General features: G+C 66.3%; 25 protein-coding genes and 2 riboswitches. Of the genes, 17 read left to right on the top strand and 8 right to left on the bottom strand.

Annotation, left to right across the window (positions count from 1 at the left end):
* Nucleotides 1-14: 14 nt before the first annotated feature.
* A complete protein-coding gene (locus IEW19_RS23275) occupies nucleotides 15-224 on the bottom strand; it encodes a hypothetical protein (RefSeq protein WP_229748237.1) in 210 nt (69 codons plus the stop codon).
* Nucleotides 225-285: 61 nt separating this feature from the next.
* Here IEW19_RS23275 and IEW19_RS00870 point away from each other — a divergent pair, with 61 nt between their 5' ends.
* Nucleotides 286-699 (top strand): DUF5666 domain-containing protein, encoded by a 414-nt coding sequence (locus tag IEW19_RS00870; protein ID WP_229748236.1) that lies wholly within the window; start codon nucleotides 286-288, stop codon nucleotides 697-699.
* Between the two features lies 1 nt (nucleotide 700).
* On the opposite strand, the gene IEW19_RS00865 is transcribed toward IEW19_RS00870, so the two are convergent.
* Entirely contained in the window at nucleotides 701-1612 is a 912-nt protein-coding gene (locus IEW19_RS00865; RefSeq protein ID WP_188569793.1) for a LysR family transcriptional regulator, read from the bottom strand.
* Nucleotides 1613-1738: 126 nt separating this feature from the next.
* Here IEW19_RS00865 and tdh point away from each other — a divergent pair, with 126 nt between their 5' ends.
* The 7 genes from tdh (at nucleotide 1739) to IEW19_RS00830 (ending at nucleotide 8627) form a co-directional block, all read left to right on the top strand.
* The gene (tdh, locus tag IEW19_RS00860; protein WP_188569792.1) at nucleotides 1739-2785 is read left to right on the top strand and encodes an L-threonine 3-dehydrogenase; all 1047 of its coding nucleotides are present in this window, start codon (nucleotides 1739-1741) and stop codon (nucleotides 2783-2785) included.
* 21 nt (nucleotides 2786-2806) lie between these two features.
* Entirely contained in the window at nucleotides 2807-4006 is a 1200-nt protein-coding gene (locus tag IEW19_RS00855; protein ID WP_188569791.1) for a glycine C-acetyltransferase, read from the top strand.
* A 40-nt stretch (nucleotides 4007-4046) separates the two neighbouring features.
* Nucleotides 4047-5180, top strand: a complete 1134-nt coding sequence (locus tag IEW19_RS00850; RefSeq protein WP_188569790.1) for an NAD(P)/FAD-dependent oxidoreductase — start codon at nucleotides 4047-4049, stop codon at nucleotides 5178-5180.
* A gap of 11 nt (nucleotides 5181-5191) precedes the next feature.
* Nucleotides 5192-6403, top strand: coding sequence for an amidohydrolase family protein (locus tag IEW19_RS00845; RefSeq protein WP_188569789.1), 1212 nt, complete (start codon nucleotides 5192-5194; stop codon nucleotides 6401-6403).
* A 101-nt stretch (nucleotides 6404-6504) separates the two neighbouring features.
* Nucleotides 6505-7293 (top strand): DeoR/GlpR family DNA-binding transcription regulator, encoded by a 789-nt coding sequence (locus tag IEW19_RS00840; RefSeq protein WP_188569788.1) that lies wholly within the window; start codon nucleotides 6505-6507, stop codon nucleotides 7291-7293.
* Between the two features lie 125 nt (nucleotides 7294-7418).
* Nucleotides 7419-8198 (top strand): CPBP family intramembrane glutamic endopeptidase, encoded by a 780-nt coding sequence (locus tag IEW19_RS00835; protein ID WP_188569787.1) that lies wholly within the window; start codon nucleotides 7419-7421, stop codon nucleotides 8196-8198.
* 123 nt (nucleotides 8199-8321) lie between these two features.
* Nucleotides 8322-8627: a hypothetical protein gene (locus tag IEW19_RS00830; protein WP_229748235.1), complete on the top strand. Its 306-nt coding sequence runs from the start codon at nucleotides 8322-8324 to the stop codon at nucleotides 8625-8627.
* Nucleotides 8628-8780: 153 nt separating this feature from the next.
* On the opposite strand, the gene IEW19_RS00825 is transcribed toward IEW19_RS00830, so the two are convergent.
* Together IEW19_RS00825 and IEW19_RS00820 are read right to left on the bottom strand one after the other, a co-directional pair.
* On the bottom strand, nucleotides 8781-10364 hold the full coding sequence (locus tag IEW19_RS00825) for an HNH endonuclease signature motif containing protein (RefSeq protein ID WP_229748234.1): 1584 nt from the start codon (nucleotides 10362-10364) through the stop codon (nucleotides 8781-8783).
* 422 nt (nucleotides 10365-10786) lie between these two features.
* Nucleotides 10787-11425, bottom strand: coding sequence for a VOC family protein (locus IEW19_RS00820; protein WP_188569786.1), 639 nt, complete (start codon nucleotides 11423-11425; stop codon nucleotides 10787-10789).
* Between the two features lie 210 nt (nucleotides 11426-11635).
* Nucleotides 11636-11751, top strand: a riboswitch (SAM riboswitch).
* A gap of 43 nt (nucleotides 11752-11794) precedes the next feature.
* Between IEW19_RS00820 and IEW19_RS00815 the strand changes: the two genes are divergently transcribed.
* From IEW19_RS00815 to IEW19_RS00800, 4 genes are all read left to right on the top strand, one after another.
* Nucleotides 11795-13117, top strand: coding sequence for a bifunctional o-acetylhomoserine/o-acetylserine sulfhydrylase (locus IEW19_RS00815; protein WP_188569785.1), 1323 nt, complete (start codon nucleotides 11795-11797; stop codon nucleotides 13115-13117).
* A gap of 97 nt (nucleotides 13118-13214) precedes the next feature.
* Nucleotides 13215-13330: riboswitch (SAM riboswitch) on the top strand.
* A 12-nt stretch (nucleotides 13331-13342) separates the two neighbouring features.
* Nucleotides 13343-14458 carry a homoserine O-acetyltransferase MetX gene (metX, locus tag IEW19_RS00810; protein ID WP_188569784.1) on the top strand — a complete coding sequence of 372 codons (1116 nt, stop codon included), beginning with the start codon at nucleotides 13343-13345 and terminating at the stop codon, nucleotides 14456-14458.
* A gap of 212 nt (nucleotides 14459-14670) precedes the next feature.
* A complete protein-coding gene (locus tag IEW19_RS00805; RefSeq protein ID WP_188569783.1) occupies nucleotides 14671-16053 on the top strand; it encodes an MFS transporter in 1383 nt (460 codons plus the stop codon).
* A 7-nt stretch (nucleotides 16054-16060) separates the two neighbouring features.
* The gene (locus tag IEW19_RS00800; RefSeq protein ID WP_229748233.1) at nucleotides 16061-17206 is read left to right on the top strand and encodes a zinc-binding dehydrogenase; all 1146 of its coding nucleotides are present in this window, start codon (nucleotides 16061-16063) and stop codon (nucleotides 17204-17206) included.
* 3 nt (nucleotides 17207-17209) lie between these two features.
* Here the strand turns inward: IEW19_RS00800 and IEW19_RS00795 are convergent, their stop codons facing one another.
* On the bottom strand, nucleotides 17210-18157 hold the full coding sequence (locus tag IEW19_RS00795) for a LysR family transcriptional regulator (protein WP_188569782.1): 948 nt from the start codon (nucleotides 18155-18157) through the stop codon (nucleotides 17210-17212).
* 95 nt (nucleotides 18158-18252) lie between these two features.
* Here IEW19_RS00795 and mmsB point away from each other — a divergent pair, with 95 nt between their 5' ends.
* Nucleotides 18253-19170, top strand: a complete 918-nt coding sequence (gene mmsB / locus IEW19_RS00790) for a 3-hydroxyisobutyrate dehydrogenase (protein WP_188569781.1) — start codon at nucleotides 18253-18255, stop codon at nucleotides 19168-19170.
* 35 nt (nucleotides 19171-19205) lie between these two features.
* On the top strand, nucleotides 19206-20690 hold the full coding sequence (locus tag IEW19_RS00785) for a CoA-acylating methylmalonate-semialdehyde dehydrogenase (RefSeq protein ID WP_188569780.1): 1485 nt from the start codon (nucleotides 19206-19208) through the stop codon (nucleotides 20688-20690).
* A gap of 68 nt (nucleotides 20691-20758) precedes the next feature.
* Here the strand turns inward: IEW19_RS00785 and IEW19_RS00780 are convergent, their stop codons facing one another.
* The gene (locus IEW19_RS00780) at nucleotides 20759-21310 is read right to left on the bottom strand and encodes a hypothetical protein (RefSeq protein WP_188569779.1); all 552 of its coding nucleotides are present in this window, start codon (nucleotides 21308-21310) and stop codon (nucleotides 20759-20761) included.
* Between the two features lie 48 nt (nucleotides 21311-21358).
* Nucleotides 21359-22228 (bottom strand): SGNH/GDSL hydrolase family protein, encoded by an 870-nt coding sequence (locus IEW19_RS00775; protein ID WP_188569778.1) that lies wholly within the window; start codon nucleotides 22226-22228, stop codon nucleotides 21359-21361.
* A 77-nt stretch (nucleotides 22229-22305) separates the two neighbouring features.
* On the opposite strand from IEW19_RS00775, the gene IEW19_RS00770 reads away from it, so the two are divergent.
* Nucleotides 22306-22956 (top strand): alpha/beta hydrolase, encoded by a 651-nt coding sequence (locus IEW19_RS00770; RefSeq protein WP_188569777.1) that lies wholly within the window; start codon nucleotides 22306-22308, stop codon nucleotides 22954-22956.
* A gap of 35 nt (nucleotides 22957-22991) precedes the next feature.
* Here IEW19_RS00770 and IEW19_RS00765 read toward each other — a convergent pair whose 3' ends face one another.
* Nucleotides 22992-23225 carry an RNA-binding S4 domain-containing protein gene (locus IEW19_RS00765; protein ID WP_188569776.1) on the bottom strand — a complete coding sequence of 78 codons (234 nt, stop codon included), beginning with the start codon at nucleotides 23223-23225 and terminating at the stop codon, nucleotides 22992-22994.
* Nucleotides 23226-23257: 32 nt separating this feature from the next.
* On the opposite strand from IEW19_RS00765, the gene IEW19_RS00760 reads away from it, so the two are divergent.
* On the top strand, nucleotides 23258-24247 hold the full coding sequence (locus IEW19_RS00760; RefSeq protein WP_188569775.1) for a DMT family transporter: 990 nt from the start codon (nucleotides 23258-23260) through the stop codon (nucleotides 24245-24247).
* 130 nt (nucleotides 24248-24377) lie between these two features.
* Nucleotides 24378-25763, top strand: coding sequence for a glycine--tRNA ligase (locus IEW19_RS00755; RefSeq protein WP_188569774.1), 1386 nt, complete (start codon nucleotides 24378-24380; stop codon nucleotides 25761-25763).

The following is a 25763-nucleotide window of genomic DNA, read 5'->3' as shown; positions in this document are numbered from 1 at the left end:
CGTGCGCATCACGCTTACACTGGATGCCAGGGGGCGCTGGTGCCCCGGCGGCGTGCGGAAGGAACAGCCATGGTGGTCCGGGAACCAATGAGGATGCGCAAGGCAGTGCTGGTCGGGGCGGTGGCGCTGCCACTGACAGGCACAGGGGCTGCCTTGGCGTGGTCGGCCACCGGGACGCCGTCGCCAACGCCCTCGGCATCTGCGGGGCCGGGTAATTCAGGCAACGCTCCCGGGCACGACAAACCCGGCAAAGCCCAGCGTTCCCAGTCCCTCCACAGTGAGGGAGTGGTCAAGAATCCCGACGGAAGCTTCCAGACCGTCTTGGAACAGCGCGGCACCGTGGAATCGGTGAGCGGTACCGCCATTACCGTCAAGAGCGAGGACGGCCTCTCCCAGACCTACACGGTCAACGGCGACACAAAAATCACCAGGATTCCTGCCCCTGCGGCAAGCGGCTCCGCAACTGAAAGCCCAGGAGCAAAGGGCGACGACGGCAAGCGGCTTAAGCCGACGGACGGAACCATCGCGGACATCGCTGCCGGCGATGCCGTGCGCGTCGCCGGCGTCAAAGACGGCGACAAGGCGACGGCCAAACGGATCGTCAAGGGGGCCGGTGACGGCCCCGGCCTTGGGCTGGGACGCGGCCACGGCAAGGCCATGGGCCACGGGAACGGGAACGGGAACGGCAAGGGAGCCTAGCTCAACACTGTTGCACCAGCCCTGCCATGATGTCCTCCAGAGCTTCGCACACCATCACCACGGCCCGCCGCTTCAGGTTCTCCGGCCGGACCAGCAGGTCGATCCTGCGGCGCGTGCTGATGCCCTCCAGCGGGCGCAGGACGATATCAGGATTGAGGACCGGCCCGGCGGTGTACCTGGGCAGCAGTCCCACCACGCCGCCCGCCGCCACCAGAGCCGCCACCGTGGAGTAGTCGTTGATGCGGTGCACAATGTTCGGCTCCCGGCTGGAGACGGCCGCGACGGCGGACAGGACATCGGCGGGGGAGTAGCCTGGGTGGCTGGTCACCCAGGCCTCGGCGCCGACGTCGTCCGCCGTGACCGTGTCCTTTTGGGCCAGTGGGTGCCCGGCGGGAAGGGCCACGTCCAGCGGTTCGTGGGCCAGCGGGATGACGGCCACGCGTTCGGCGGGCCAGCGGGGACTGTGGTCCATGCGGTGCGCCAGCACCAGGTCATAGCGGGCGGCGAGGGCAGGGAAGTCATGCTGGGCAACGTCCTCATCGGACAGTTCGATCCGCGGGTGTTCCGGCCGGTCCAGCATCCGCGCCAGCGGAGCGAACAGCGCCTGGCCCGCGCTGTGGAAGCCACTCACGGTCACCCGGCCGGCGGGGGAGCCATGGTAGGTGCCCAGCGCACCGCGGGCATCGGCCATGGCGCTGACGACGGCGGCACCCGCGTCCGCGAGTACCTGGCCCGCTTCCGTGAGCACCAGGCTCCGGCCCTCCTTGCGGGTCAACGGCACCTCCACTGTCCGCTGCAGGTGGGCCAGCTGCTGTGACACTGCCGACGGCGTCACCATGAGGGTATCCGCCACCGCCTTCACGCTTCCCAGGGCGCCGAGTTCCCTCAGGATTTCCAGCTGATGAATCTCCATGCATCCACTCTAATCATTAGCGAAAGCTACATCGTCGATTGAGAAGATCTCTGTTGTGCTAAAGCATTTGCAAGGCTTCAATGAGGACGTACCCCGCAGAGTGAACGCCAAGCAGTAAGGACGCCAATGAAGGCCCTGTACAAGTCCGGCCCCCACGCCGGCTTCGAACTCGTGGACCGGCCCGAACCCGCTGCCGGCCCGGCGGACGTAAAGATCCGGGTGGTGGCCACGGGGATCTGCGGGACGGACCTGCACATCCAGTCCTGGGACTCCTGGGCGCAGGGAATCATCGCGGCACCCCTGATTGCCGGCCATGAGTTTTATGGCGAAGTGGTGGAAGTGGGCGAGGACGTCCGCGAGGTCAAGGTGGGCGACCGGGTCTCCGGCGAGGGCCACGTGGTGTGCGGCATTTGCCGGAACTGCCGCGCGGGACGCCGCCAGATGTGCATCCATACCGTCAGCGTGGGAGTCCAGCGCGACGGCGCGTTCGCCGAGTACGTGGTGATCCCCGAAACCAACGCCTGGGTCCACCACGACCCCTCCGTCACGCCCGAACTCGGCGCCATCTTCGACCCCTTCGGCAATGCCGTGCACACCGCCCTGAGCTTTCCGCTGGTGGGGGAAGACGTCCTCATCACCGGCGCCGGGCCCATCGGCCTGATGGCTATCGCCGTTGCCCGCCACGCCGGGGCACGCAAGATCGCCATCACGGACGTTTCCCGGCCACGGCTGGACCTGGCCCGGCAGCTCGGCGCCGACCTTGCCATCGATGTCTCAACCACCCGGGTGCGCGACGCCCAGCGTGAGCTCGGCATGCGCGAAGGCTTCGACGTCGGAATGGAAATGTCCGGCCACCCCTCCGCGCTGCCTGAGATGATCGACAACATGAACCACGGCGGCCGGATCGCCATGCTGGGACTGCCCAGCCAGGAGATCACCATCGACTGGGGCAAGGTGGTCACCCACATGCTCACGCTCAAGGGCATCTACGGCCGCGAGATGTACGAAACCTGGTACGCAATGAGCGCCATGCTCTCCTCCAACCCCGTGCTCCACGCGGGAATCTCCGCCGTGGTCACGGACACGCTGCCGGCCGCGGACTGGGAGAAGGGCTTCGACATCGCCCGCAGCGGCGTGGGCGGCAAAGTTGTCCTCGACTGGACCCGACTGTAAGACCCGACGGTAAGGAAACCCATGTACACGTCCATCAAGGACCAGCTCCGCGACGAGCTGGAAGAAATCCGCGCGGCCGGGCTTTACAAGACCGAACGCAGTATCAGCTCACCGCAGTCCAGCCACATCACCGCCGGCCGGATCGGCGGACCCGGCGCCGACGTGCTGAACTTCTGTGCCAACAACTACCTGGGCCTCGCGGACCACCCGGACATCATCAGCACCGCCAAGGCCGCCATGGACCACCGCGGCTTCGGCATGGCCAGCGTCCGTTTCATCTGCGGCACCCAGGACCTGCACCTGGAACTTGAAGCCCGGGTTGCGAAGTTCCTGGGCACCGAGGACACCATCCTTTTCTCCAGCTGCTTCGACGCCAACGGCGGTGTCTTTGAGTCCCTGTTCGGGCCCGAGGACGCGGTCATTTCCGACGCCCTGAACCACGCGTCCATCATCGACGGAATCCGCCTCTGCAAGGCCCGCCGCTACCGTTACGCCAACCAGGACATGGCCGAACTGGAGGTCCGCCTGCAGGAGGCACAGGATGCCCGCCGGAAGATCATCGTCACCGATGGTGTTTTTTCCATGGACGGCTACCTGGCTCCGCTCGAGGCCATCTGCGACCTCGCCGAGAAGTACGGCGCCTTGGTGATGGTTGATGATTCCCACGCAGTGGGCTTCATGGGCGCTACCGGTGCGGGCACCCCGGAGCACGCAGGTGTCTCCGATCGGGTGGACATCTACACCGGCACCTTCGGCAAGGCCCTCGGGGGGGCCTCCGGCGGCTATGTGTCCGGCCGCAGGGAAATCATCGCCATGCTGCGGCAGAAGGCACGGCCGTACCTGTTCTCCAACTCACTGGCTCCCGCCATCGTTGCCGCCACCCTCAAGGCCCTGGACCTGGTGGAGAACTCGGCCGACCTGCGCCGCCGGCTGTTCGAGAACGCAGAACTGTTCCGGCGGCGCATGGCCGGCGAGGGCTTTGACCTGCTCCGGGGCGAACACGCCATCGTGCCCGTGATGTTCGGGGACGCTGTGATGGCGGCGCAGGTGGCTGACCGGATGCTGCAGCACGGGGTCTTCGTCACCGCCTTCAGCTTCCCCGTGGTCCCGCGGGGTGCCGCGAGGATCCGGGTGCAGCTGTCCGCCGCACACTCAGCGGACGACGTCGAAGCGTGCGTGCGTGCCTTCGTCGCCAGCCGTGCCGAGGCAGCACCAGCCTGACGGGAGTTACACCGCACGGGAACTCTGTCAGGATGGACCGATGGCAGCACATTACGATGTCCTGATCGTGGGCGGCGGCATCGCCGGCCTGTCCCTGGCGTCCGCACTGGCCGGCCGCTGCAGCGTTGCGCTGGTGGAGGCGGAACAGGAACTGGCGTACCACACGTCCTCCCGCTCCGCCCGGCAGCTGATTCCCAGCTACGGACCTCCCGCCGTGCAGGAGCTCACCGTGCGGACCCTTGAGCTGCTCGCGGCCCGCGACGCCGACCTGCCCGAACCGGTCCTGACGCCGCGCAGCTTCATGCTGGTGGGCTCTGGGGCGGATGTCGCCGCGGAAGCCAGCGGTCACATGCAGCCCATCACGGTGGACCGCGCGGTTGAACTGTGCCCGGCGTTGGTGCCGGGCAGCTTCGAGGCCGCGGGCCTCGATACCGGCTCCTTCGGCTGTAATGCGCCCCTGCTGCTGGAGGATCACCGGCAGCGGGCGGCCTCGTCCGGTGCCGACATCATCACGGGCGCCCGCGTGCATTCCGCGCAAAGACTGGGGTCCGGGTGGCAGGTGGGGGCCGGAGCCGAGGGCTTCGAAACGGGTGTCCTGGTCAACGCGGCCGGCGCCTGGGCGGACGAACTCGCGGTACTCAGCGGCGTGGAAAAGCTGGGGCTGCAGCCTTACCGGCGCACTGCGGCGATTGCCGCCGTCGACCATCCCTTGCCCGCCGCCACCCCCATGGTGGCTGCCGCTGACAACTCGTTCTATTTCCGGCCGGACGGCGAGGATGTGCTCATTTCCCCCTCGGAAACAGTACCCAGCGGTCCCGAGGATGCGCGGCCGCGGCCCGGCGACGTGGAACGCCTGGTGGAGAAGTTGAACGCGTTTACCAGCTTGGGAATCACGGCCATCCGCCGTTCCTGGACGGGCCTTCGCACTGAAGCGGCCGATGGTGTGCCGGTGGCAGGGTTCGACGCCGAAGCCCCCGGCTTCTACTGGCTGGCCGGCCAAGGCGGGTACGGCTTCCAGACCTCCTCGGCCATGGCGGAATTGGCAGCCGACCAGATCCTGGCCGGTCAGTCCGGCCAGGGCGAAGCAAGGGTGGGCGGGGCGGCAGGGGGAACGGGTCCGGCATCCCGGACAGCGCAGGCCCTGGCGGCCACCCGTTGGTCCATCCGGCGCTGAAGAATGGTCCCATGAGCACCCTGATCACCAACATTGCCGAGCTGATGACCCAGGACCTGGAGCACCGGGTCCTGAGGGATGCGGCGGTGGTGGTCGAGGGGGAGCGGATCTCGTGGATCGGTGCCGCCTCAGGCGCCCCCGCAGCTGATGAAGCCGTCGACGCCGGGGGCCGGGCCATGCTCCCGGGGTGGGTGGACTCGCACAGCCACCTGCTGTTCGCCGGGGACCGCACTGCCGAATTCGAAGCCCGGATGGCAGGGGAGGCATACGCCGCAGGGGGCATCGCCGTCACCATGAACGCCACGCGCGCTACCTCTGACTTCGACCTCACCCGCCTGGCCATGGGCAGGGTTGCCGAGGCTGTCTCACAGGGAACCACCTACCTCGAGACCAAGACAGGGTATGGCCTGGACGTGGAGCACGAGGCCCGGAGTGCGCGGATCGCCTCCATGGTGGCCGACCAGGTGACCTACCTCGGCGCGCACCTGGTTCCCGCCGGCCAGGACCCCGAAGCGTACACCGACCTGGTCTGCGGGCCGATGCTCGCCGCCGTCCGCCCGTACGTGCAGTGGGCCGACGTCTTCTGCGAGGAGGGCGCTTTTACGGCCGAGCAGTCGCGCCGGGTGCTGATGGCTTGCCGGGATGCGGGCCTGGGCTTGCGCGTGCACGGCAACCAGCTGGGCGAGGGCCCCGGCGTGCAGCTGGCTGTGGAACTCCGGGCCGCCAGCGTGGACCACGTCAATTACCTCGCCGGGCAGGACGTGAAGGCCCTTGCTGCGTCCTGGTCCAGCTGGGACCCCGCCACCGGAACAGGTGGGCGGGGCACCGTCGCCACCTGCCTTCCTGCCTGCGACCTCTCCACCCGCCAGCCGTTGGCCCCTGCCCGTGAGCTTCTCGATTCGGGAGTGCAAGTTGCACTTGCATCGAACTGCAACCCCGGCACGTCCTACACCAGCTCGATGGCATTTTGCGTGACGACGGCCGTCCTGCAGATGCATCTGAGCGTGCACGAGGCAGTCCGCGCCGGCACGTACGGCGGGGCCCTGGCGTTGCACAAGGACACCGGCGCGGATGCCGAGGGTGAACGCGCTGTGGGGTCTATCGCCGTCGGACACCGCGCCGACCTGCACCTGATAGACGCCCCTTCCGCCACGCATCTCGCTTACCGCCCGGGCATGCCGTTGACGTACGCTGTGTGGCGGGCCGGCATCCGGAAACGGTAGATGCATCCCGGGCCGTGATTGTTCGTGATTATTTCTATTGCGTTATAATCAGGAAATGTCATCAGGGAATGGTGGCTGGTGTATTGAAAGGCCCCAACTGCATGACGCGCACTGACCGGTTGACTGCAATTCTTGACCTGCTGGCCAAGACCGGCCAGGTAGAGGTCGACGAGATTGTCAGCACCCTCAGTGTTTCCCCGGCCACCGCACGCCGCGACCTGGACAGCCTCGCCAAGCGCCGGCTGTTGACGCGGACCCGCGGTGGCGCCACCACCGGTGCCCTGGCATACGACCTCCCCGGCCGCTACAACCGCGACGACCACGCCGAAGCCAAGGAACAGATCGCGCAGTGCGCCTCCGCCCTGATCCGACCTGGAGCTGTGATCGGGCTTTGCGGGGGTACCACCAGCACAGCACTTGCCCAGATCCTGGCCACGCGGGAGGACCTGAACGCCCCATCCAACCAGCCAACCCTCACCGTGGTGACCAATGCCATCAACATCGCGGGCCAGTTGGCCGTCCGGCCCAACATCAAGGTGATGGTCACCGGCGGAATCCTCAACCCCAGGTCCTACGAACTGGTGGGGCCCTATACGGACATCATCATGCAGAAGGTGGTGCTGGACATCGCGTTCATCGGTGTCAACGGCATCGATCCAGAGGTGGGGCCCACCAACACGGGGGAGGGGGAGGCCTCAGTCAATGCGCTGCTCGCCAGCAGGGCTCGGGTGTCCTACGTCCTTGCCGATTCCTCCAAGGTTGGCGTGCGGGCCTTCGCCACCATGGACGGGTACCACTTCACCCGGCTGATCACCGATTCCGGCATCTCGCCGCGGGACAAGGCTGCTTTTGAGGCCAACGGCACGGAAGTGATCGTCGCACCCGCCTGACGCTGCCCTGGATACGGCCGTTCACCGGCTGACCCGCGCTGCTTGCGCCCGGTTCCTCCTGGTCCGCGTGCGGACACTGGCAACTCGATCAGGCCGGACCCAGAAACTGAAGGCAAGATGGGAACATGCTGGTTCCCTCCCGCCGTCGACTGCGGCTCGAAGTCTGGATCGTCCTGGGCCTGTCCCTGGGCCAGTCGGCTGTCTACTCCGTGGTGCAGCTGCTGGATAAGATGACGCGCGCCCCGCTGGCCGAGGGCACGTCAACCCTGAACCGATCCCAGAGCACCCGTGAATATTTCGATCTCACTTATCAGCTGTTGGACATTATCTTTGCACTGGTACCGGTGCTGCTGGTCCTTTACTTCCTCACGGACCAGCGCCAGGCTGCACCCGGCGAGGCCCGCAACCCAGGTTCTGCATTCCGGAAGCTCGGGTTCGACTTTGCCCGGCCTGGCAGGGACCTGCTGCAGGGACTGGGTTTGGCTGCACTGATCGGCATCCCGTCGCTGGGGCTCTATGCGGCCGGCCGGGCGCTGGGAATCACTACCGCCATCATCCCCAGTGCGCTCGATGCCTACTGGTGGACCGTGCCCGTCCTCATCCTGTCCGCCGTCCGCCATGCGGTTCTGGAGGAAGTCATTGTGGTGGGTTACCTCCTGGACCGCTTCGGCAAGTTCGGCTGGAGCATGCCGCTGGCCATTGCCGCCAGCTCTTTGCTGCGCGGCAGCTACCACCTGTACCAGGGCTTCGGTCCGTTCATTGGCAACGCCGTGATGGGGGTTGTCTTCGCCTGGTTGTACACCCGCACCCGCCGGGTCATGCCACTGGCTATCGCGCATGCCCTGTTGGATATCGTGGCGTTCGTGGGCTTCAGCCTTTTCGGAAAAGCTGTCGGGTTGGGGTAAGGGCCACGATCCGCCGCGCGTTCGGGAATGCCGGAAGCCACTCGGCGGCCGTTGACCTGCGGATTGCCCTGGTGGATGGTTTTCATCATGAGGCTGGGGTCAAGATCGAGATTGTCGTTGATAGTGGCCGCCATAGCCCTGGCCGGAGTACTCGCCGCATGGCGGTTGTGGAGCATCCATCAGCAGACGTCCGATTGGGTGCTCTGGCCCAAAGCGATTCCTTCAAAAGTCCAATTCGCCGGGCGCGAATACAACTGCGGACCGACGCCACAACCGGCACAGCGCGACGTGATTGGTATGACGATGCAGGGCAAAACTGCAGGCGGGGCCGAAATCCTCGCAGAACCGTCCTCTGGTGAAGCCAGGGTCTTCATCATTGTGAAAACGGCCGACAGAACAGTTGGGTGCGGCCTGTTGGGTGGACCGTAACTCCGAGTCCCATCGTGGGTACGCTTCCGCGCTCCTTCCGCACCGTCCTCCCGCATCGTGACCTCTTCCGCACCCGGATGCCTGGCACTGGCTTTGGGGCGCCAAGAAATGCGCAGTTACCTGGCCGGGCCGTTTCAGCAGGAGGACTGCCTGTCACACCAGCGACAGCAGCAACTCCCAGTCCTCCTGTGGGTCCGGCGGCAATACGAAGGGCTTCGCATAAAAGCCGTCCCACAGGGGATCAGTAGCGCAAAGCTCGTCTGGATCCAGCATGGTCTCGCCGCTCGGCTCCTCAAATGGTGGATCGTGCAGGACCTGCATCCCAGCGAGCAGCTGCTGCCACCGCATATGTTCTGGTGTACCTGTGGCATCGGGTGGAACTGCGATCTCCGGGAAAGCCGTGGCACTTGGCAGAAGTGTGGCGTCCGGTGTGGCGCGCATACCTGGGCGACCGCTGCGGCAGCTTTCTGCACCCTCAATGGGCGTCGTGACAACACCCACTGGCAGGATTCCTGACGGCCATTGGGTTGGTTCGCGGTCGGGGTGTTCGGGTTTGTGGTGGCGGCCGGTTGGTGAGGTCCAGCCGGGTGGTTCGTTTTTCGTTGCGGCATCGGGGGTCCAGGGCCGTGCGTGTTTCAGGCGGTGGTGTTTTGGGCAGAGTTGTGCCAGGTTGCTGGTTCCGGTGGTGCCGCCGTGTTCCCAGGCTTTGAGGTGGTCGGTTTCGTTGTCTGGGGTGTGGTTGGTGCAGCCGGGGAAGGTGCATTTGGCATCGCGCATCCTTATCCAGCGTTTGATGGTTTCGGTAAGCCGGTAATTCTTCCGGCCAATCTCCAAGGGCGCCCCGTCCCTCGGGTCGACCAGGACCCGGTAGAAGGAGTTCGCCCCGTCGGCAACGAGTTTGCGGGCCATGGATGCCGGGATGGGTCCGAAACCGTCCAGCACCGCCGGCTCGTCGGTCGCGCCGAGGAGGGAGAAGACCGGGACCATGACCAGGACATCGGCCCGCGGGGTGGGGACTTTCCCGATTTCGGTGTGGTTCCCCTGACCGTCAGTTCCGGCGTAGGTGCCGTCGGCGGTGCTGCCCTGGGTGCCGAGGAGGAGGCTGGCTGCGATGTCGGGGCGGAGTTGGGTGATGGTGCGTGGTTCGTCGGGTCCTTGGAGGCCGCGGGCGGTGGCGGTGGTGCGGTTCCAGATGGCGCAGGCTTTGTCTCCGGGAAGGCAGAGGGAGATCCAGGCCATGCCGTCCCGGTCCGGCCTGTATTCCATCCTCCGGTCGGCGGCGCTCCTGGCGTGGCGTTTTTCGATGGATTCGGGGTGGTGGCGCTCCCGCCACCCCCGGATCTTGGCCCGGAACCGGGACGGTAGCAGTTCACCGGGGGTGGCGCCGCGGGCAGGGTTGGGGGCGTGGGGGTCGAAGAAGTGTGCCACCAGGGCGGCGGCGCCGGCTTCGGTGAGGCCTTCGGTTTCGTCGGCGAGGATGCGGGCGTGCTGCCAGGACATGGCGCCGGTGGACAGCGCTTCGAAGGCCGGAGGCTGGGAGCAGATCCACTGTGCTTGGTCCACGAACGCCCCTGCCGCCGGGGAACTGAGCGTGAGGACCCCGGCGATTTCCTCCACAGCGGACATCTCCGCGTAGGCACGCTCATGGGCTGGGGCATCCGGGGCGATCATCGCCTGCTGGAATTCGATGGCGTCGGCCGCGTCGCGGGCTTTCACCGCAGCCAGCAAGCGCTTCAAACCGCGCCACGAGCTCCAACCGTTCCAGCCGGATCCCATACCGCCGCTGCAACACATCCACACCGGCGCCAACATTGACCCCGGCAGCCAGTCCAGCGTCCTCAAGGTCCAGCGCATCAAGGGCAGCAACGCAGGCGTGAGCACCTTCCGTTGCTACCCTGACACCCCTGCCGATTCCCATAGAAGAATCATCCAACGAGGCACTGACATTGAAGTCTGGAGCATCCGTCGCCGCCCACTCAGCGGCAACTTGGCACCGTGGACAGCGACGACTTAGCCCCACGGTCAGCTGCCGCTTAAATGAATTCGGCCGCCATGAGGTGGTGACGCCGTTGTCACCACCTCATGGCGGCCGAAGATTATCCGGGCATGGACCCGGGCCACCCATCGGCCGGGAAACTCAACAGGGCAGGGTGGGACCGTCAGATAGTGACGGCTCCGTTGGCGGTCTCAAAGGTGACCGACAGGATGCCCGGTGTTCCGTGCGGTGCGACCCACTCGACGGCAACGTCCTCCAGCGGCTTCTCCACCGGCTCACCCAGCCACTCTGTGACGCGCGAAGCGGAACCGGCGATGGTCAGGCAGCTCATCTTGAGGTTGCTCTCGTATGCATTGGATGGGTGCAGTGACGGATCACCCTCCCACTTGAGCATGTACGGGACCTGGGGATCGGCAATAAGGCCCAGGATGCCAATCTGTTTCCAGACCAGCTCGCGGCCGTCCGGGAACTTGCGGTTCCCGTTCACGGCAGCGCGGCCCAGGCGCTCCTCAAAGGGGGCGAGGTCGTCCACCTCGACGCACCAGCCCATCCAGCCGCCACCGGCCGCGGAACGGGCACGCACCGCCTGCCCGAACGGCGCCTTGTCCGATGCCGGGTGGTCCAGGACCTCCACGACTTCGAGGTACTTGTGCCCGGCGAGCGGGATGATCATATTCCGGGTTCCGAACCGGGGGTGTACCCCGCCCTTCACTGCCTCAACGCCGAGGGCAGATGAAATACGTTCGGCAGTGGCCGCGAGGCCATCGTGTTCACAGGCGTAAGAGACGTGATCCATGCGCATGGCAACATCTTGGCACTTTGTGATCGGGCTCTCAGCTAAGGGTACCCTTACTGGAATCCTGGCCGGAAAGCGGGGCCTGGAGTTGCCGGCAAGCGGGACGACGGCGGCGTCCACCAGCGAGTGCGGCGCGGCAACGCGATGGGTATGAAGGATGACCATGTTCGTCACAATCCTGTCCACGGCAGCCAGCCCGTTCCTAGACTGGGCGCAGGTCATGAGCGCCAGCGCCAAGCCCCGGCTCGCTGGCCGGCAACCCTTCAACCGCGGTGGGGTGCCCCGGGTGAAGACCTGGCTGTCCGGCAGCGGCCGGAGAGCAAGCGCGGCCCGTACTGCCCAGAGCACGCCGGGCCCATGTCAAAGGAGATTTGGATGTCCAACGGATGGTCTTTCGAAACCCGCCAGATCCATGCAGGGCAGGAGCCCGACAGCGCCACAGGAGCCCGCGCACTGCCCATTTACCAGACCACGTCCTTCGTGTTCCCGAGCGCCGAAAGTGCGGCCAACCGTTTTGCCCTGGCTGAGCTGGCCCCCATCTACACGCGCATCGGCAACCCGACGCAGGATGCCGTCGAACAACGGATCGCCAGCCTCGAAGGTGGCCTCGCCGCGTTGCTGCTGAGCTCCGGGCAGGCCGCGGAGACCTTCGCAGTCCTGAACATTGCGGAGGCCGGGGACCACATTGTGGCCAGCCCCAGCCTTTACGGCGGAACCTACAACCTGTTCGCGCACACCCTCAAGAAGTTCGGTATCTCCGTCACTTTCGTGGCCGACCCCGACAACCTGGACCAGTGGCGCGATGCCGTCCAGCCCAACACCAAGCTCTTCTTCGGTGAAGTGGTGTCCAATCCGCGCCAGGACGTCCTGGACATCGAAGGCATCTCAGAGGTGGCCCATCAGGCCGGCGTGCCCCTGATCGTGGACAACACCCTGTCCACGCCCTACCTGATCCGCCCCTTGGAGTGGGGAGCGGACATCGTGATCCACTCAGCCACCAAGTACCTCGGCGGCCACGGCTCGGCGATCGCCGGGGTTATCGTCGATTCCGGCAAATTCGACTTCAGCAAGGATCCCGGGCGGTTCCCCGGTTTCAACACCCCGGACCCCACCTACAACGGACTGGTCTACGGTCGGGACCTCGGCGAGGGTGGCGCGCTTGGGGCCAACCTTTCCTACATCCTCAAGGCGAGGGTCCAGCTGCTGCGCGACCTGGGCTCGGCGGTGTCGCCCTTCAATGCCTTCCTGATTTCCCAGGGCCTGGAGACGTTGAGCCTGCGGGTGGAGCGCCACGTTGCCAACGCTGCGGAAGTAGCGCGCTGGCTGGAGGCAAGGGACGACGTCGAATCGGTCGCCTATGCCGGGCTGCCGTCCAGCCCCTGGTACGAACGCGGCCGCAAGTACGGACCCAAGGGGACTGGCGCCGTCGTCGCCTTCAACCTGGCCGGCGGAGCGGACGCAGGCAAGCGCTTCGTCGACGCCCTGGAGTTGCACTCCCACGTGGCCAACATCGGTGACGTCCGCTCCCTGGTCATCCACCCGGCGTCGACCACGCACAGCCAGCTTTCGCCGGAGCAGCAGGTCGTTGCCGGGGTGCACCCCGGATTGGTCCGGCTTTCCGTGGGCCTGGAGCACATCGACGACATCCTGGCAGATTTGGAAGCAGGCTTCCGCGCCGCCAAGGGCGCTGACGCCTGACGCGAAGCCGAACGGACACCCGCCGGCGGCCAGCCGGGAAGTCACAACCAGTCACACTCTTGGCCCGGAGCGGGGGGTGTTTCGTACACTCGAACCAGGTCATGAGTGCCAGTGACAGCCCCGGCTTGCTGGCCGGCAACCCTCCATCCGCGGTGGGGTGCCCCGGGTGAAGACCTGGCCTGCCGGTCAAATGACGGCGGGCAAGCGCGTAGAAGAGGTCTTGCCATGACGGTTACCGTCGCCCCAACCACCATCCCCGAACACGGAATCGTCCGCTACGCCTCCATCGGGGGGCTGGAGCTGGAAGCCGGGGGGTACCTCCCGGACGTCACCTTGGCCTATGAAACCTGGGGCACGCTCAATGCGGACGCCAGCAACGCCATCCTGATCGAGCACGCGCTGACCGGCAGCACCCACGTGACGCGGGGCGACACCGATGAAGAAGGCTGGTGGGAACAGCTGGCCGGTCCCGGCGCTCCCGTGGACACCGACCGCTTCTTCGTGGTGTCCATCAACATCGTGGGCGGCTGCTATGGATCAACCGGCCCTTCGTCGCCGTCCCCGGATGGAGCGCCCTGGGGCTCGCGGTTCCCCCTTGTCACCCTGCGCGACAGCACGGCCGCCGAAGCCCGGCTGGCAGACCAGCTGGGCATCACGAGCTGGTTTGCCGTGCTCGGCGGATCCATGGGCGGTGCCCGCGCCCTGGAATGGGCCCTGACCTACCCCGAAAGGGTGCAGCGGTGCGCCGTGATCTCCGTTGGTGCCGCCAGCACGGCCGAACAGATCGCCTTCGCACAGGCCCAGACCTTGGCGATCAGGCAGGATCCGAACTTCAACGGCGGCGATTACTACGGCGGCCATTGTCCCGAAGAGGGGCTGGCGCTTGCCCGGCGCATCGCCCACATCACCTACCGGTCAGCCGCGGAACTGGAAAGCCGCTTCGGCCGGGCACCCCAGGAGCCCGAATCACCCTTCCAAGGGGAAGTACTCGCTGCCCGCGGCCGCTACCAGGTGGAAAGCTACCTGGACCACCAGGGCAACAAGCTCGTGAAGCGATTCGATGCCAACAGTTATATCGCCTTGACCGAGGCGCTGATGAGCCACGACGTCTGCCGGGGACGGGGGAACCTGGCCGAAACCCTGGCCCGGTCCACGGCGCGGTTCTTCGTGGCCGCCGTCGACTCCGACCGGCTCTATTTCCCGTCACAGTCACATGAGCTGGCGCAGGCCCTGCCCGGCGAGGTGGACGTCCACGTCATCCAGGCGCCCATCGGGCATGACGGGTTCCTGACCGAGATCGGCCAGCTGGGCGGCCAGCTGCGGAGCAGCTTCCTGGTCTAGCCAGGGCCGCGGGCGCGTAGGAATGCCGTTGCGAGTAATGCACGCGGCAGCAGCTGGATGTGCATTCCTGCAGGTGCCTTCTGCACTAATGGGCGTTGAGGTTGCAGGGGTATGCAGACCATACTCATCGAAGCCGGCTTTCGTGGTGTACATCACACGCGGCTGCCATCGACTGTCCCCGTGGTGTCGACGACGACGCCGAAGGAGTTCGCATGAGTACGGAACGCACCGCCGCAAGGCGCACCGAGGAAACCGACGTCAAGGCATCAGGCCTGAAGAAAGTGGTGACAGCCTCCATGGCCGGCACCGTCGTGGAGTGGTACGAGTTTTTCCTCTACGCATCGGCCGCCACGCTGGTGTTCGGGAAGGCGTTCTTCCCCAACGCCGGCTCCGAACTGGACGGCATCATCGCCGCCTTCCTCACCTACGCCGTCGGCTTCGTGGCCCGTCCCATCGGCGGCATCGTCTTTGGCCACTTCGGCGACAAGTTCGGCCGTAAAAAGCTGCTGCAGCTGAGCATCATCCTGGTAGGGGTTTCCACTTTCCTCATGGGCTGCCTGCCCACGTTCCAGCAGATCGGCTACTGGGCTCCAGCGCTGCTGGTCATCCTCCGGTTCGCCCAGGGCTTTGCCGTCGGTGGGGAGTGGGGCGGCGCCGTCCTCCTCGTCGCCGAGCACAGCCCCAGTAAGTCCCGCGGTTTCTGGGCCAGCTGGCCGCAGTCGGCGGTGCCGCTGGGGAACCTGCTCGCCACGGCGGTGCTGTTCATCCTGTCTTCCACGCTCACCCAGGACGCCTTCCTGGGATGGGGCTGGCGCGTGGCGTTCTGGCTGTCAGCGGTGATCGTCCTGATCGGCTACTACATCCGCACCAAGGTCAATGACGCACCCATCTTCCTTGAAGCCCGCAAGGAGGTGGACGCCGGCCATAAAGGCTACGGCGTTGCGGAAGTATTCCGGCGCTACCCGCGCGGGGTCTTCACCGCCATGGGCCTGCGTTTCGCGGAAAACATCCTGTACTACCTCGTGGTGACGTTCTCCATCACCTACCTGAAGACCGTGGTGCAGGCAGACACCACGCGCATCCTCCTCCTGCTGCTCCTTGCGCACGCCGTCCACTTCGCCGTCGTGCCCATGATCGGCAAGCTGTCCGACCGCTTCGGCCGCAAGCCCGTCTACATGGCCGGCACCATCATGGGTGCCACCTGGGGCTTCTTCGCGTTCCCCATGATGGACACCCGGAACGACGCCATTATTTTGGCCGCCATCATGATCGGCCTGGTGTTCCACGCCTTCATGTACGCCGGACAGCCCGCCATCATGGCTGAAATGTTCCCCACCCGGATGCGCTACTCCGGCGTCTCCCTGGGCTACCAGGTGACCTCGATCGTGGCAGGTTCCCTTGCCCCGATCATCGCCGCCTCGCTCCTGGGCACCTACAAGTCCTCCGTCCCGGTGGCGGTCTATCTGCTCATCGCCTGCGCCGTCACCGCCGTCGCTGTCTTCTTCCTGAAGGAAACCCGCGGCATCTCGCTGCACGATGTGGATGCCGCCGACGCCCAAGGCACCGCCGACCTGCTGGCCGCGGGCAAGAAGTAGGATCCGCATGAAAGCCGCCGTCCTGTATGCCACCGTTCCCGCCGCCCCCACCACAGGAGCCGGCCCGGGCACGCGAACCTACGCCGAGTCCCGGCCGTTGCTGGTGCAGGAACTCGAGAAGCCGGCGCCGCGCGCAGGTGAGCTTGGAGTGTCCATCACCTACTCGAGCCTGTGCCATTCGGACCTTTCGGTGGTAGACGGTTCCCGCATCCGTCCGCTTCCCATGGCGCTGGGCCACGAGGCGGTGGGCCGGGTCGAGGCCGTCGGCGAGGGGGTAGCCGACGTGTCCGTGGGTGACCACGTGGTGCTGGTCTTCGTGCCCAGTTGCGGGCAATGCCGGGCATGCCTGGCAGGCCGGCCGGCGCTGTGCCACCGGGCGGCGGAGGTCAATGGCTCCGGCGACCTGCTGCACGGGCCTGCCTTGTTGAGGACGCTGGCGGGGGAGCGGATCAACCACCACTTGGGCGTCTCGGCCTTCGCGGATTACGCGGTGGTTGCGCGGGAATCGGTGGTGGTAATTGACGACGACGTCCCCGACACTGTTGCGGCGATGTTTGGTTGCGCCGTGCTCACCGGAATGGGCGCCGTGCTCAACACCGCCGGTGTCAGTTCCGGGCAGTCCGTGGCAGTCTTCGGCCTCGGCGCGGTGGGCCTGTCCGCCGTCATGGCGGCCCGCCTCGCCGGGGCTGCCAGCGTGATTGCCATCGACCCAAACCAGGGGAAGCACCAGCTGGCGCGCAACGCCGGGGCCACCGCGGTCGGAACTCCGGAGGACGCGGCCCGGCTGGTCGCGGAAGCTGCCGGCGACGGAGTGGACGTTGCCATTGAGGCTGTGGGCTCCGCACGCGTCATCGCCTCCTGCTTGGAGCTGGTGACGCGCGGCGGCGCGGTGGTCTCGGTGGGCCTGCCCCATCCGTCCGCCGAGTTGACGGTGCCGGCCCTGCAGTTTGCGGGGGCGGGCAAACGGCTGCTGGGCTCCTACATGGGTGACGCCGTGCCTTCACGGGACATCCCGAAGTACCTCGCGTACTGGCGGGAGGGCAGGCTGCCGGTTGAGCTGCTGCATTCAGACACCCGGCCGCTAAGCGAGATCAACGAGGGACTGGATGCCTTGGCGTCCGGGCAGGTGGTCAGGCGGCTTTTCCGGGCCTGAGGCCTAACCTGCCAGCAGCCCGGAGCGCTCCTTCACTTCCTCTTTGAGTGCCGCAATCACTCCCTGTACCGGGGCTGACCGGAGCGACTCCGGACGGGCAACGGCCCAGATGGGAAGCTGCCGCTCAAAGTCGGCCGCCAGGACGGGCACGAAGTCCTCCCGCCCTGCCACCATGAAGTTCGGCAGCAGCCCAATGCCGGCTCCCTGCCGCACCGCCTCCACCTGGGCGAACACGCTGGTGGCCTGGAAGCTGGTCCTGGGCATCGGAAGCTGCTCTGACCAGCGCGGCCCCAGCTCCGCGACCTGCAGTGCAGATTCGACGTAGGAGACAAACCCGTGCTGCCCCACGCCGTCGAGCGTTTCCGGCAGCCCGTGCCGGGCGGCGTAGCCAGGGCTGGCGTAAAGGCGCAGGTAGTAGTTGCTCAGGAAGATCGTTTGCGCGGTGCTGACGTCGGCCCGGCCCACCACGACCTCAAGGTCCACACCGGACCGGTTCTGGCTGACTTTCCGCGTAGCGCTCAGCATTTCAATGTTCAGCAGCGGGTTCTGCTGCTGGAGCCGCACCAGCGAAGGGGTGACGAACACGGCGCCCACACCGTCCGTGGTGGCCACCCGGACCAGGCCGGCAAGGGCGCTCTGGTTCTGGCCGATCCGCCCTGAAAGCGAACCCAGCGTGGCCTCAATCGCCTCTGCCGCTTCCACAGCCGCGGCACCAAGCTGCGTCAGCTCCCACCCCTGCGGGCTGCGTTCCAGGGTGCGGCCGCCCAACTGCTTGTCCAGGGCGAGGATACGGCGTGAAATGGTGGTGTGGGTCGTTCCGAGGGTTTCCGCCACCGCATTGAACCGGCCCAGTCGTGCAACCGTCAGCAGGATGAGCAGGTCGTCGGGGCTTGGCAACCGTCTCGAGTCCACGCTTGGCCTTCCTAGTATGTGCAGCAATGCACAGGGCATCTGTAATTTTTCCCCTTGATTGCACTCTAACAGGATGTGATCGTAGACACAGAGACGCCGGCATAACGCCGGAATGGAAGCAAAGGAGCTTACGCATGGCAGTTATCGGTTGGATAGGCCTGGGCAACATGGGCGGCCACATGTCCGTAAACCTGGTGAAGGCCGGGCACGACGTGCGCGGTTTCGACCTCAACCCGGCCGCCCTGGCGGCCGCTGAGGCAGGCGGCGTCAAGCGCGCCGCCAGCATCGCCGAAGCCGTGGACGGCGCGGACGCCGTGTTTACGATGCTCCCAAAGGGCGAACACGCCCGGGCTGTCTATCTCGGCGAGGACGGGGTGCTGGCGCATGCCGACACCCGCACCCTGCTCATCGACTCCTCCACCATTGACATCGCCTCGGCCCAGGAACTTCACGACGCCGCGGCTGCCGCCGGCTTCCGCTTTGTGGACGCCCCGGTGTCCGGTGGAATGAGCGGCGCCGAGGCGGGAACACTGACGTTCATGGTGGGCGGCGAAGAGGGCGCCGTGGCCGACGCATCTAGCTACATCGGTCCAATGTCCGCGAACATCATCCCCACCGGCGGCCCCACCACGGGGCAGGCGGCAAAGATCTGCAACAACCTGATGCTCTTCATCAACCTTGCCTCCACGGCCGAGGGCGCAGTCCTCGCGGACCGGCTGGGCCTGGACAAGCAGGTCTTCTGGAACATTGCCTCGGTCTCTTCGGGGGACTCGTGGGCACTGCGGACCTGGTACCCGGTGCCCGGGGTGGTTCCCACCGCGGCTTCAAACAACGACTTCGCGCCCACCTTCACCACCGAGCTGGCGAACAAGGACATTGGCCTGGCCATCAGCGCCGCGGAAGGCACCGGAACGCCGCTGGAGATCGGAAGGCACGTCCAGCAACTGTTCCAGCGGCTCATTGACGCCGGTGATGCGGGCAAGGACTGCTCAATGATCATCAAGCTCGTGGACGGCACGCTGGAGTCCGCCCACCGCACGCCGACCAACTAGCCCCACAGCAAGCAACGCAGGAAAAGAGACTCCCCTTGGAAACCATCCCGCACTACATCAACGGCGCCCGCGTCAGCGACGCCGACCGCTTCGGTCCCGTCTACAACCCCGCCACGGGCGAACAGGGGAAGCAGGTGGCGCTTGCCTCGGCAGCACGGACGGAGGAAGCCATCGCAGCCGCCCGGGCCGCGCTGCCGGCATGGCGTGCCACCAGCCTGGCCAAACGCACCAACATCTTCTTCCGGGTCCGGGAAATCCTGACGCAGCGCAAGCCTGAGCTTGCGGCCATCCTCACCAGCGAGCACGGGAAGGTCCTCTCCGACGCGGAGGGTGAAATTTCCCGCGGGCTGGAGAACATCGAGTTCGCCACCGGGCTGTCCCACATGCTCAAAGGCGAACGCTCGGAGCAGGTCTCCAGCGGTGTGGATGTGCACTCCGTCCGCCAGCCCGTGGGCGTGGTGGCCTGCATCACCCCGTTCAACTTCCCGGCCATGGTGCCCCTCTGGATGATCGGCAGCGCACTGGCCTGCGGCAACACGGTGCTGCTCAAACCGAGCGAGAAGGATCCGTCCTCCGCGGTCTTCATCGCCGAGGCCTTCACTGAAGCAGGACTGCCGGCAGGCGTCCTCAACGTGGTCCACGGCGACAAGGAGGCGGTGGATATCCTGCTCGAACACCCTGACGTGAAAGCGGTGAGCTTCGTCGGCTCCACCCCCATCGCGCAGTCCATCTACAAGCGTGCTGCCGATCACGGCAAGCGCGTCCAGGCGCTGGGCGGGGCCAAGAACCACATGGTGGTGCTTCCCGACGCCGACCTGGACATGGCTGCCGACGCCGCGGTTTCTGCCGCCTACGGCTCCGCCGGTGAGCGCTGCATGGCAGTCAGCGTCCTGGTGGCAGTGGGCAACATCGCCGACGATCTGGTGAAGGCGATTTCAAGCCGCATGGCAGACCTGAAGATCGGTGCGGGAACGGACCCCGCCTCCCAGATGGGACCCTTGATCACCGCCGAGCACCGGGACCGCGTGGCCTCCTACGTGGCCGGAGCGGAAGGCGAAGGGGCCACGGTGGTTGTTGACGGGCGCTCGCAGCAGTTCGATTCAGACGGGTTCTTCATCGGTGTCAGCCTGGTGGACCACGTCAAGCCGGGCATGAAGGTGTACGACGACGAGATCTTCGGCCCGGTCCTGTCGGTGGTCCGCGCGGACACGTACAGTGACGCCGTCAAGCTGGTCAACGACAACGAGTTCGGCAATGGTGTGGCCATTTTCACCCGGGACGGCGGCGCTGCCCGGCAGTTCGAGTTCGACGTCGAGGCAGGAATGGTGGGCGTCAACGTGCCCATTCCGGTGCCTGTGGGGTCCTTCTCCTTCGGCGGCTGGAAGAATTCGCTGTTCGGCGACACGCACATGTACGGCCCCGACAGCATCCGGTTCTACACCCGGGGCAAAGTGGTGACCACGCGCTGGCCCGACCCGGCAACCTCGGTGATTGACCTGGGCTTCCCCCAGGTGCACTAGACAGGTCGATTAAATAAACAGATCGGGGACCGGAAGCCGGTCCCCGATCTGGCTGTCCATCAGTTTGGCTAGCCGTTCATGATGTCGCCGCGGCGTTTCATGTAATCCTCCATGGACAGTTCGCCGTTGCTGTACTGCTGGTCCAGTTCCGCAAGCTTGCGGGCGCGGAACCCCTGGGGTGCTGCCGGGGGCGGGGGAGTGGCAGGCCCCGAAGGCTGGCCCGGTGCCTGCTGCCCGGGACTCTGCTGCCAGGGGCGCTGCTGCTGGGAAGGCTGTTGCTCGTACGGCGCCTGCTGGTACGGGGGTTCCTGCGGAGCGCCATACCGTGGGTCCGGCGTGGGCGGCTGTCCGTACTGGTAGGGCTGCGGCGGCTGGCCCGGCTGGCCTTGCCGGAAGCCGCCGGAGTAGTAGTCCTGCTGGGTATAGCCATCGCGCGGCTGGTTGCTTTGCGGCCCGGCTGAACCCGGAAATTGGCCATAGCCCGGGAACTGGTCAGAACCGGGGTACTGGCCGGGGAGGCCCTGGTCCCGGTCACGCCGCGCCATGGAGCGCCTGTACATCCGCATGGCCATGGGGACGACGAAGGACAGGATGATGATCCAGAAAAACAAGCTGCTCACGGTGGCGCGCCTCTCGAATGTTGTCCTTCCAGCTTAGCCCCGGCGGCCCTACCGGTGGCTGGGTTCGGAGGTTCCCAGCGGACCCTCGCCGGATCCCAACGGAACGCCGGGACCGAAGACGGGACCCGGCGTCGGCCGTTTTGCCGTGATGCCGTCGCCCGAGGACTGGTGCCGCAGCCGGCGCAGCACCCATGGCACGAAGTATTCGCGCGCCCACACAAGGTCGCCGTTCCTGGCCTCACGCCAGGTCCGGGGCGGAAGCGGCTTGGGCTGCAGCGGCTCCAGGGAATGCTCAACGTTCAGCGAATCCAGTACCATGGCCGCTATGGTGTGATGGCCAAGCGGCGAAAAGTGCAGCCGGTCCTGGTCCCACATCTGGGGGTCGCCCAGCTGCCGCAGGGACCACATGTCGGCGATAATGGCGTCGTGCCGGGCCGCAACTGTCCGCAGGTTCTCGTTGTAGATGGCCACTTTGCTCCGGATCCGGCTGAGCACCGAGGAACCCGTATCCGGGCCGTTGAACAGGACCACCGTGGCACCGCCCATGGACAGGATCTGGACTACGGAATCAAGCTTCTCGGCCAGCGCGTCAGGATCACCGCCTGGACGGATCAGGTCGTTGCCGCCGGCAGACAAGGTGACCAGGTCAGGCTTCAGCGCCAGGGCAGGGGCGAGCTGCTGGTCCACAATCTGCCGCAGCAGCCTGCCGCGGACGGCAAGGTTGGCGTAGGCGAAGTCCGGCTGGGTGCGGCCCAGCTCTTCGGCCACCCTGTCTGCCCAGCCGCGGTGGCCTCCGGGGCTTGCGGGTTCCGGGTCGCCGATGCCCTCGGTGAAGGAATCGCCCATCGCCACGTACCGGCTCCAGGGGTGGGAGCCGGGGTGCGCGGACGGGGTCTGGATGGCACTTGCGTCAGTCACGGTCCTATCCTGCCTTCCGCTTCGCTGCCTACGCGAACGTAGGTTGTTACCTTCCGGTAACTGTAAGAATGGAAACCATGACTGACGCCGAAGTATTTCCCGCCCCCGTTGTCCTGTGGTCCCATCCGGAAGGCCAGCGCGCCGGCAAGCCGCTGCTGGTGCTGCTCCACGGATACGGCGCCAACGAGCAGGACCTGCTCAGCCTGGCCGACCTCCTGCCCGGGGACTTCACCGTCGCATCCGTCCGTGCGCCCATCGCCATGGGCCCCGGCTTCACCTGGTTCCCGCTCACAGCCTCCATCGACTACTCGCTGGAACGGGTCAAGAAGGCATCCGCCTACGTACTCGAGTGGATCGACGCCATCAGGCCCGGCCACCCTTCCGTCTCGCTGCTGGGCTTCTCCATGGGCATGGCCATGGCCACCACGCTCCTGCGCCAGCGGCCCACCGACTTCGCTGCCGTCGTCGGACTCTCAGGCTTTGCGGTTGACGCCGGTGACGATCCCACGTTCAGGGACGCCGAGTTGGACGGGACCGTTCCCATGTTTTGGGGCCGGGACCAGCAGGACCCGGTGATCACCCAGGACAAGATCGAGTTCACCATGGGCTGGGTCCGCAAGCACGTCAAGCTCACCAAGGTGCTGTACACCGGCATGTGGCACGGCATCAACCAGCAGGAAATCGGGCACGTGGGGGAGTTCCTCACGCACGAGGTGCTGAACAAATAAAAGTACGACGGCGGCCGGCCGGCTCCCGTCGAACGTCAGCCGGCGTCCGGCACCACCACGCGGACGGTCTGGCCGTTCACGGTCACTGTGTCCCCGTTGTGCAGCTGCCTGCCCCGGCGGTCGTCGATTTCGCCGTTGACCTTGACCATTCCGTTCTTGATGAGCTCCGTGGCCTCCACCCCGTCCTCCACGAGGTTGGCGAGCTTCAGCAGCTGGCCAAGCCGGATCATGCCGTCGCGGATGGGGACATCGTCAATGGGGTTGCTCATACAGCCATAATGCCTGAACTAAGGTGGATTCAATGACCTCCCCTCCGCGCCTGCCGGTCCTTGCAGGCCTGCCCCTTGCTGTGGGCTCCGGCCTCGCCATCCCCGTCCAGGGCCGCATCAACGGGGCCCTGGGTGCCCGCCTCAACGACGGAATCGCGGCCGCGGCCGTGAGTTTCAGCACAGGCCTGGTGGTCATGATCGTCATTTCGCTGGTGCTGCCGCGGGGGCGGGCAGGCCTGGCAAACATCCTCCCTGCCGTCCGGAACCGGGCCTTTCCCCGCATCTACGTGGTGGCCGGTGCCACCGGTGCGCTGTTCGTGTTTGCCCAGTCCTTCACCGTGGGCATCCTGGGGGTGGCGCTCTTCACTGTCGCCGCCGTCACCGGGCAGACCGTCAGCGGCCTGCTGGTGGACCGGTTGGGTATTGGCCCGGCAGGAAAGAAGTCCGTCACCGGCATCCGCATCGTCGGCTGCATCCTGACCATCGCCGCCGTCGCCTGGGCCGTGTCGCCAAGATTCAGCGGCGGAGGCGCAGCGGACGGAGCGGCCGGGCTCCTGCTTCCGCTCATCCTGCCGGTGGCGGCAGGATTCCTCATGAGCTTCCAGCAGGCCATGAACGGCACCGCCACCGTCCACTACGGCACACCCATTGCCGCCACGCTGGTCAACTTCGTGGCTGGCTGCATCGTGCTCTGGGCGGCGTTCGCCGTGAAGCTGGCGGTGGCCGGCCCGGCCAACCCGCTGCCGGGGGAGTGGTGGTACTACCTTGGCGGACCCATGGGCTGCGTCTTCATCGGCCTGGGCGCCCTCCTGGTCCGCAGCCTGGGCGTGCTGGTCACCGGGCTGGGCATGATCGCGGGCCAGTTGCTCGGCTCGCTGGCACTGGACCTTGCGCTGCCCGCCCCGGGCGCCGTCGTCGCTCCGGCCACCGTCCTGGGGACCCTGCTCACGCTCGGGGCCATTATCCTGGCCACCCTGCCCTGGCCACGGGGCGCGCTGCGCAGGCAGCGGCCGGTACGCTAGGACACAAGCTTTCCAGCATCTTCCTTCATCCGCCCCGGCCCGTTGCCCACTGTTCCCCAGGCGCACGGCAGCCGGGGCCTGACAACCCGCGGACCGCACCCAGCGGCCCTGTAGAAATTGGAGTTACCCCATGGCAGCAAAATCCGTCCTCGACCAGGTTATTTCACTCTCCAAGCGGAGGGGCTTCGTGTTCCAGGCCGGTGAGATCTACGGCGGTTCGCGGTCTGCCTGGGACTACGGGCCCCTCGGCGCCGAGCTGAAGGAAAACATCAAGCGCCAGTGGTGGCAGTCCATGGTCCGCGGCCGCGAGGACGTGGTGGGCCTGGACTCCTCCGTGATCCTGCCCCGCCAGGTCTGGGAAGCCTCCGGCCATGTGGAGGTCTTCTCCGATCCCTTGGTGGAGTGCCTCTCCTGCCACAAGCGCTACCGTGCCGACCACCTCGAGGAAGAATACGAGGAGAAGAAAGGCCGCCCGGCGGAGAACGGCCTGAAGGACATCGCCTGCGCCAACTGCGGCACCCGCGGCCAGTGGACCGAGCCGCAGGAGTTCTCCGGCCTGCTCAAGACCTACCTGGGACCGGTGGCCAACGAGGAAGGCCTGCACTACCTGCGACCCGAAACCGCGCAGGGCATTTTCGTGAACTTCAACAACGTCCTCACCACCTCCCGCAAGAAGCCGCCGTTCGGCATCGGCCAGATCGGCAAGTCCTTCCGCAACGAGATCACGCCCGGAAACTTCATTTTCCGCACCCGCGAGTTCGAGCAGATGGAAATGGAATTCTTCGTCGAGCCCGGCACCGACGAGGAATGGCACCAGTACTGGATGAAGGAGCGCATGGCCTGGTACACCGGCCTGGGCATCCGCGAGGAGAACCTGCGCTTCTTTGAGCACCCCAAGGAAAAGCTCAGCCACTACTCCAAGGGCACCACGGACATCGAGTACCGCTTCGGGTTCCAGGGCTCGGAATGGGGCGAGCTCGAGGGCATCGCCAACCGGACCGACTTCGACCTCTCCACCCATGCCAAGGCCTCCGGAACGGACCTGAGCTACTTCAACCAGGCCACCAACGAGCGCTACACCCCGTACGTGATCGAGCCCGCGGCCGGCCTGACCCGCTCCTTCATGGCGTTCCTGGTGGACGCCTACACCGAGGACGAGGCCCCCAACGCCAAGGGCGGCGTGGACGTGCGCACCGTGCTGAAGCTTGACCCGCGCCTGGCCCCGGTCAAGGCCGCGGTGCTGCCGCTGAGCCGCAACGAGGACCTGTCCCCGAAGGCCAAGGCCCTGGGCGCGCAGCTGCGGAAGAACTGGAACATCGATTTCGACGACGCCGGGGCCATCGGCCGCCGCTACCGCCGCCAGGACGAGATCGGCACCCCGTTCTGCATCACCGTGGACTTCGACACCCTCGAGGACCAGGCCGTCACCATCCGCGAGCGGGACACCATGAGCCAGGAACGCGTCTCCCTGGACAAGGTGGAGGGCTACCTGGCCGCACGGCTGATCGGCGCCTGA

The organism is Arthrobacter liuii (genome assembly GCF_014639275.1).
Classification (GTDB): Bacteria; Actinomycetota; Actinomycetes; order Actinomycetales; family Micrococcaceae; genus Arthrobacter; species Arthrobacter liuii.
This window is presented reverse-complemented; position numbering and strand designations above follow the sequence as displayed.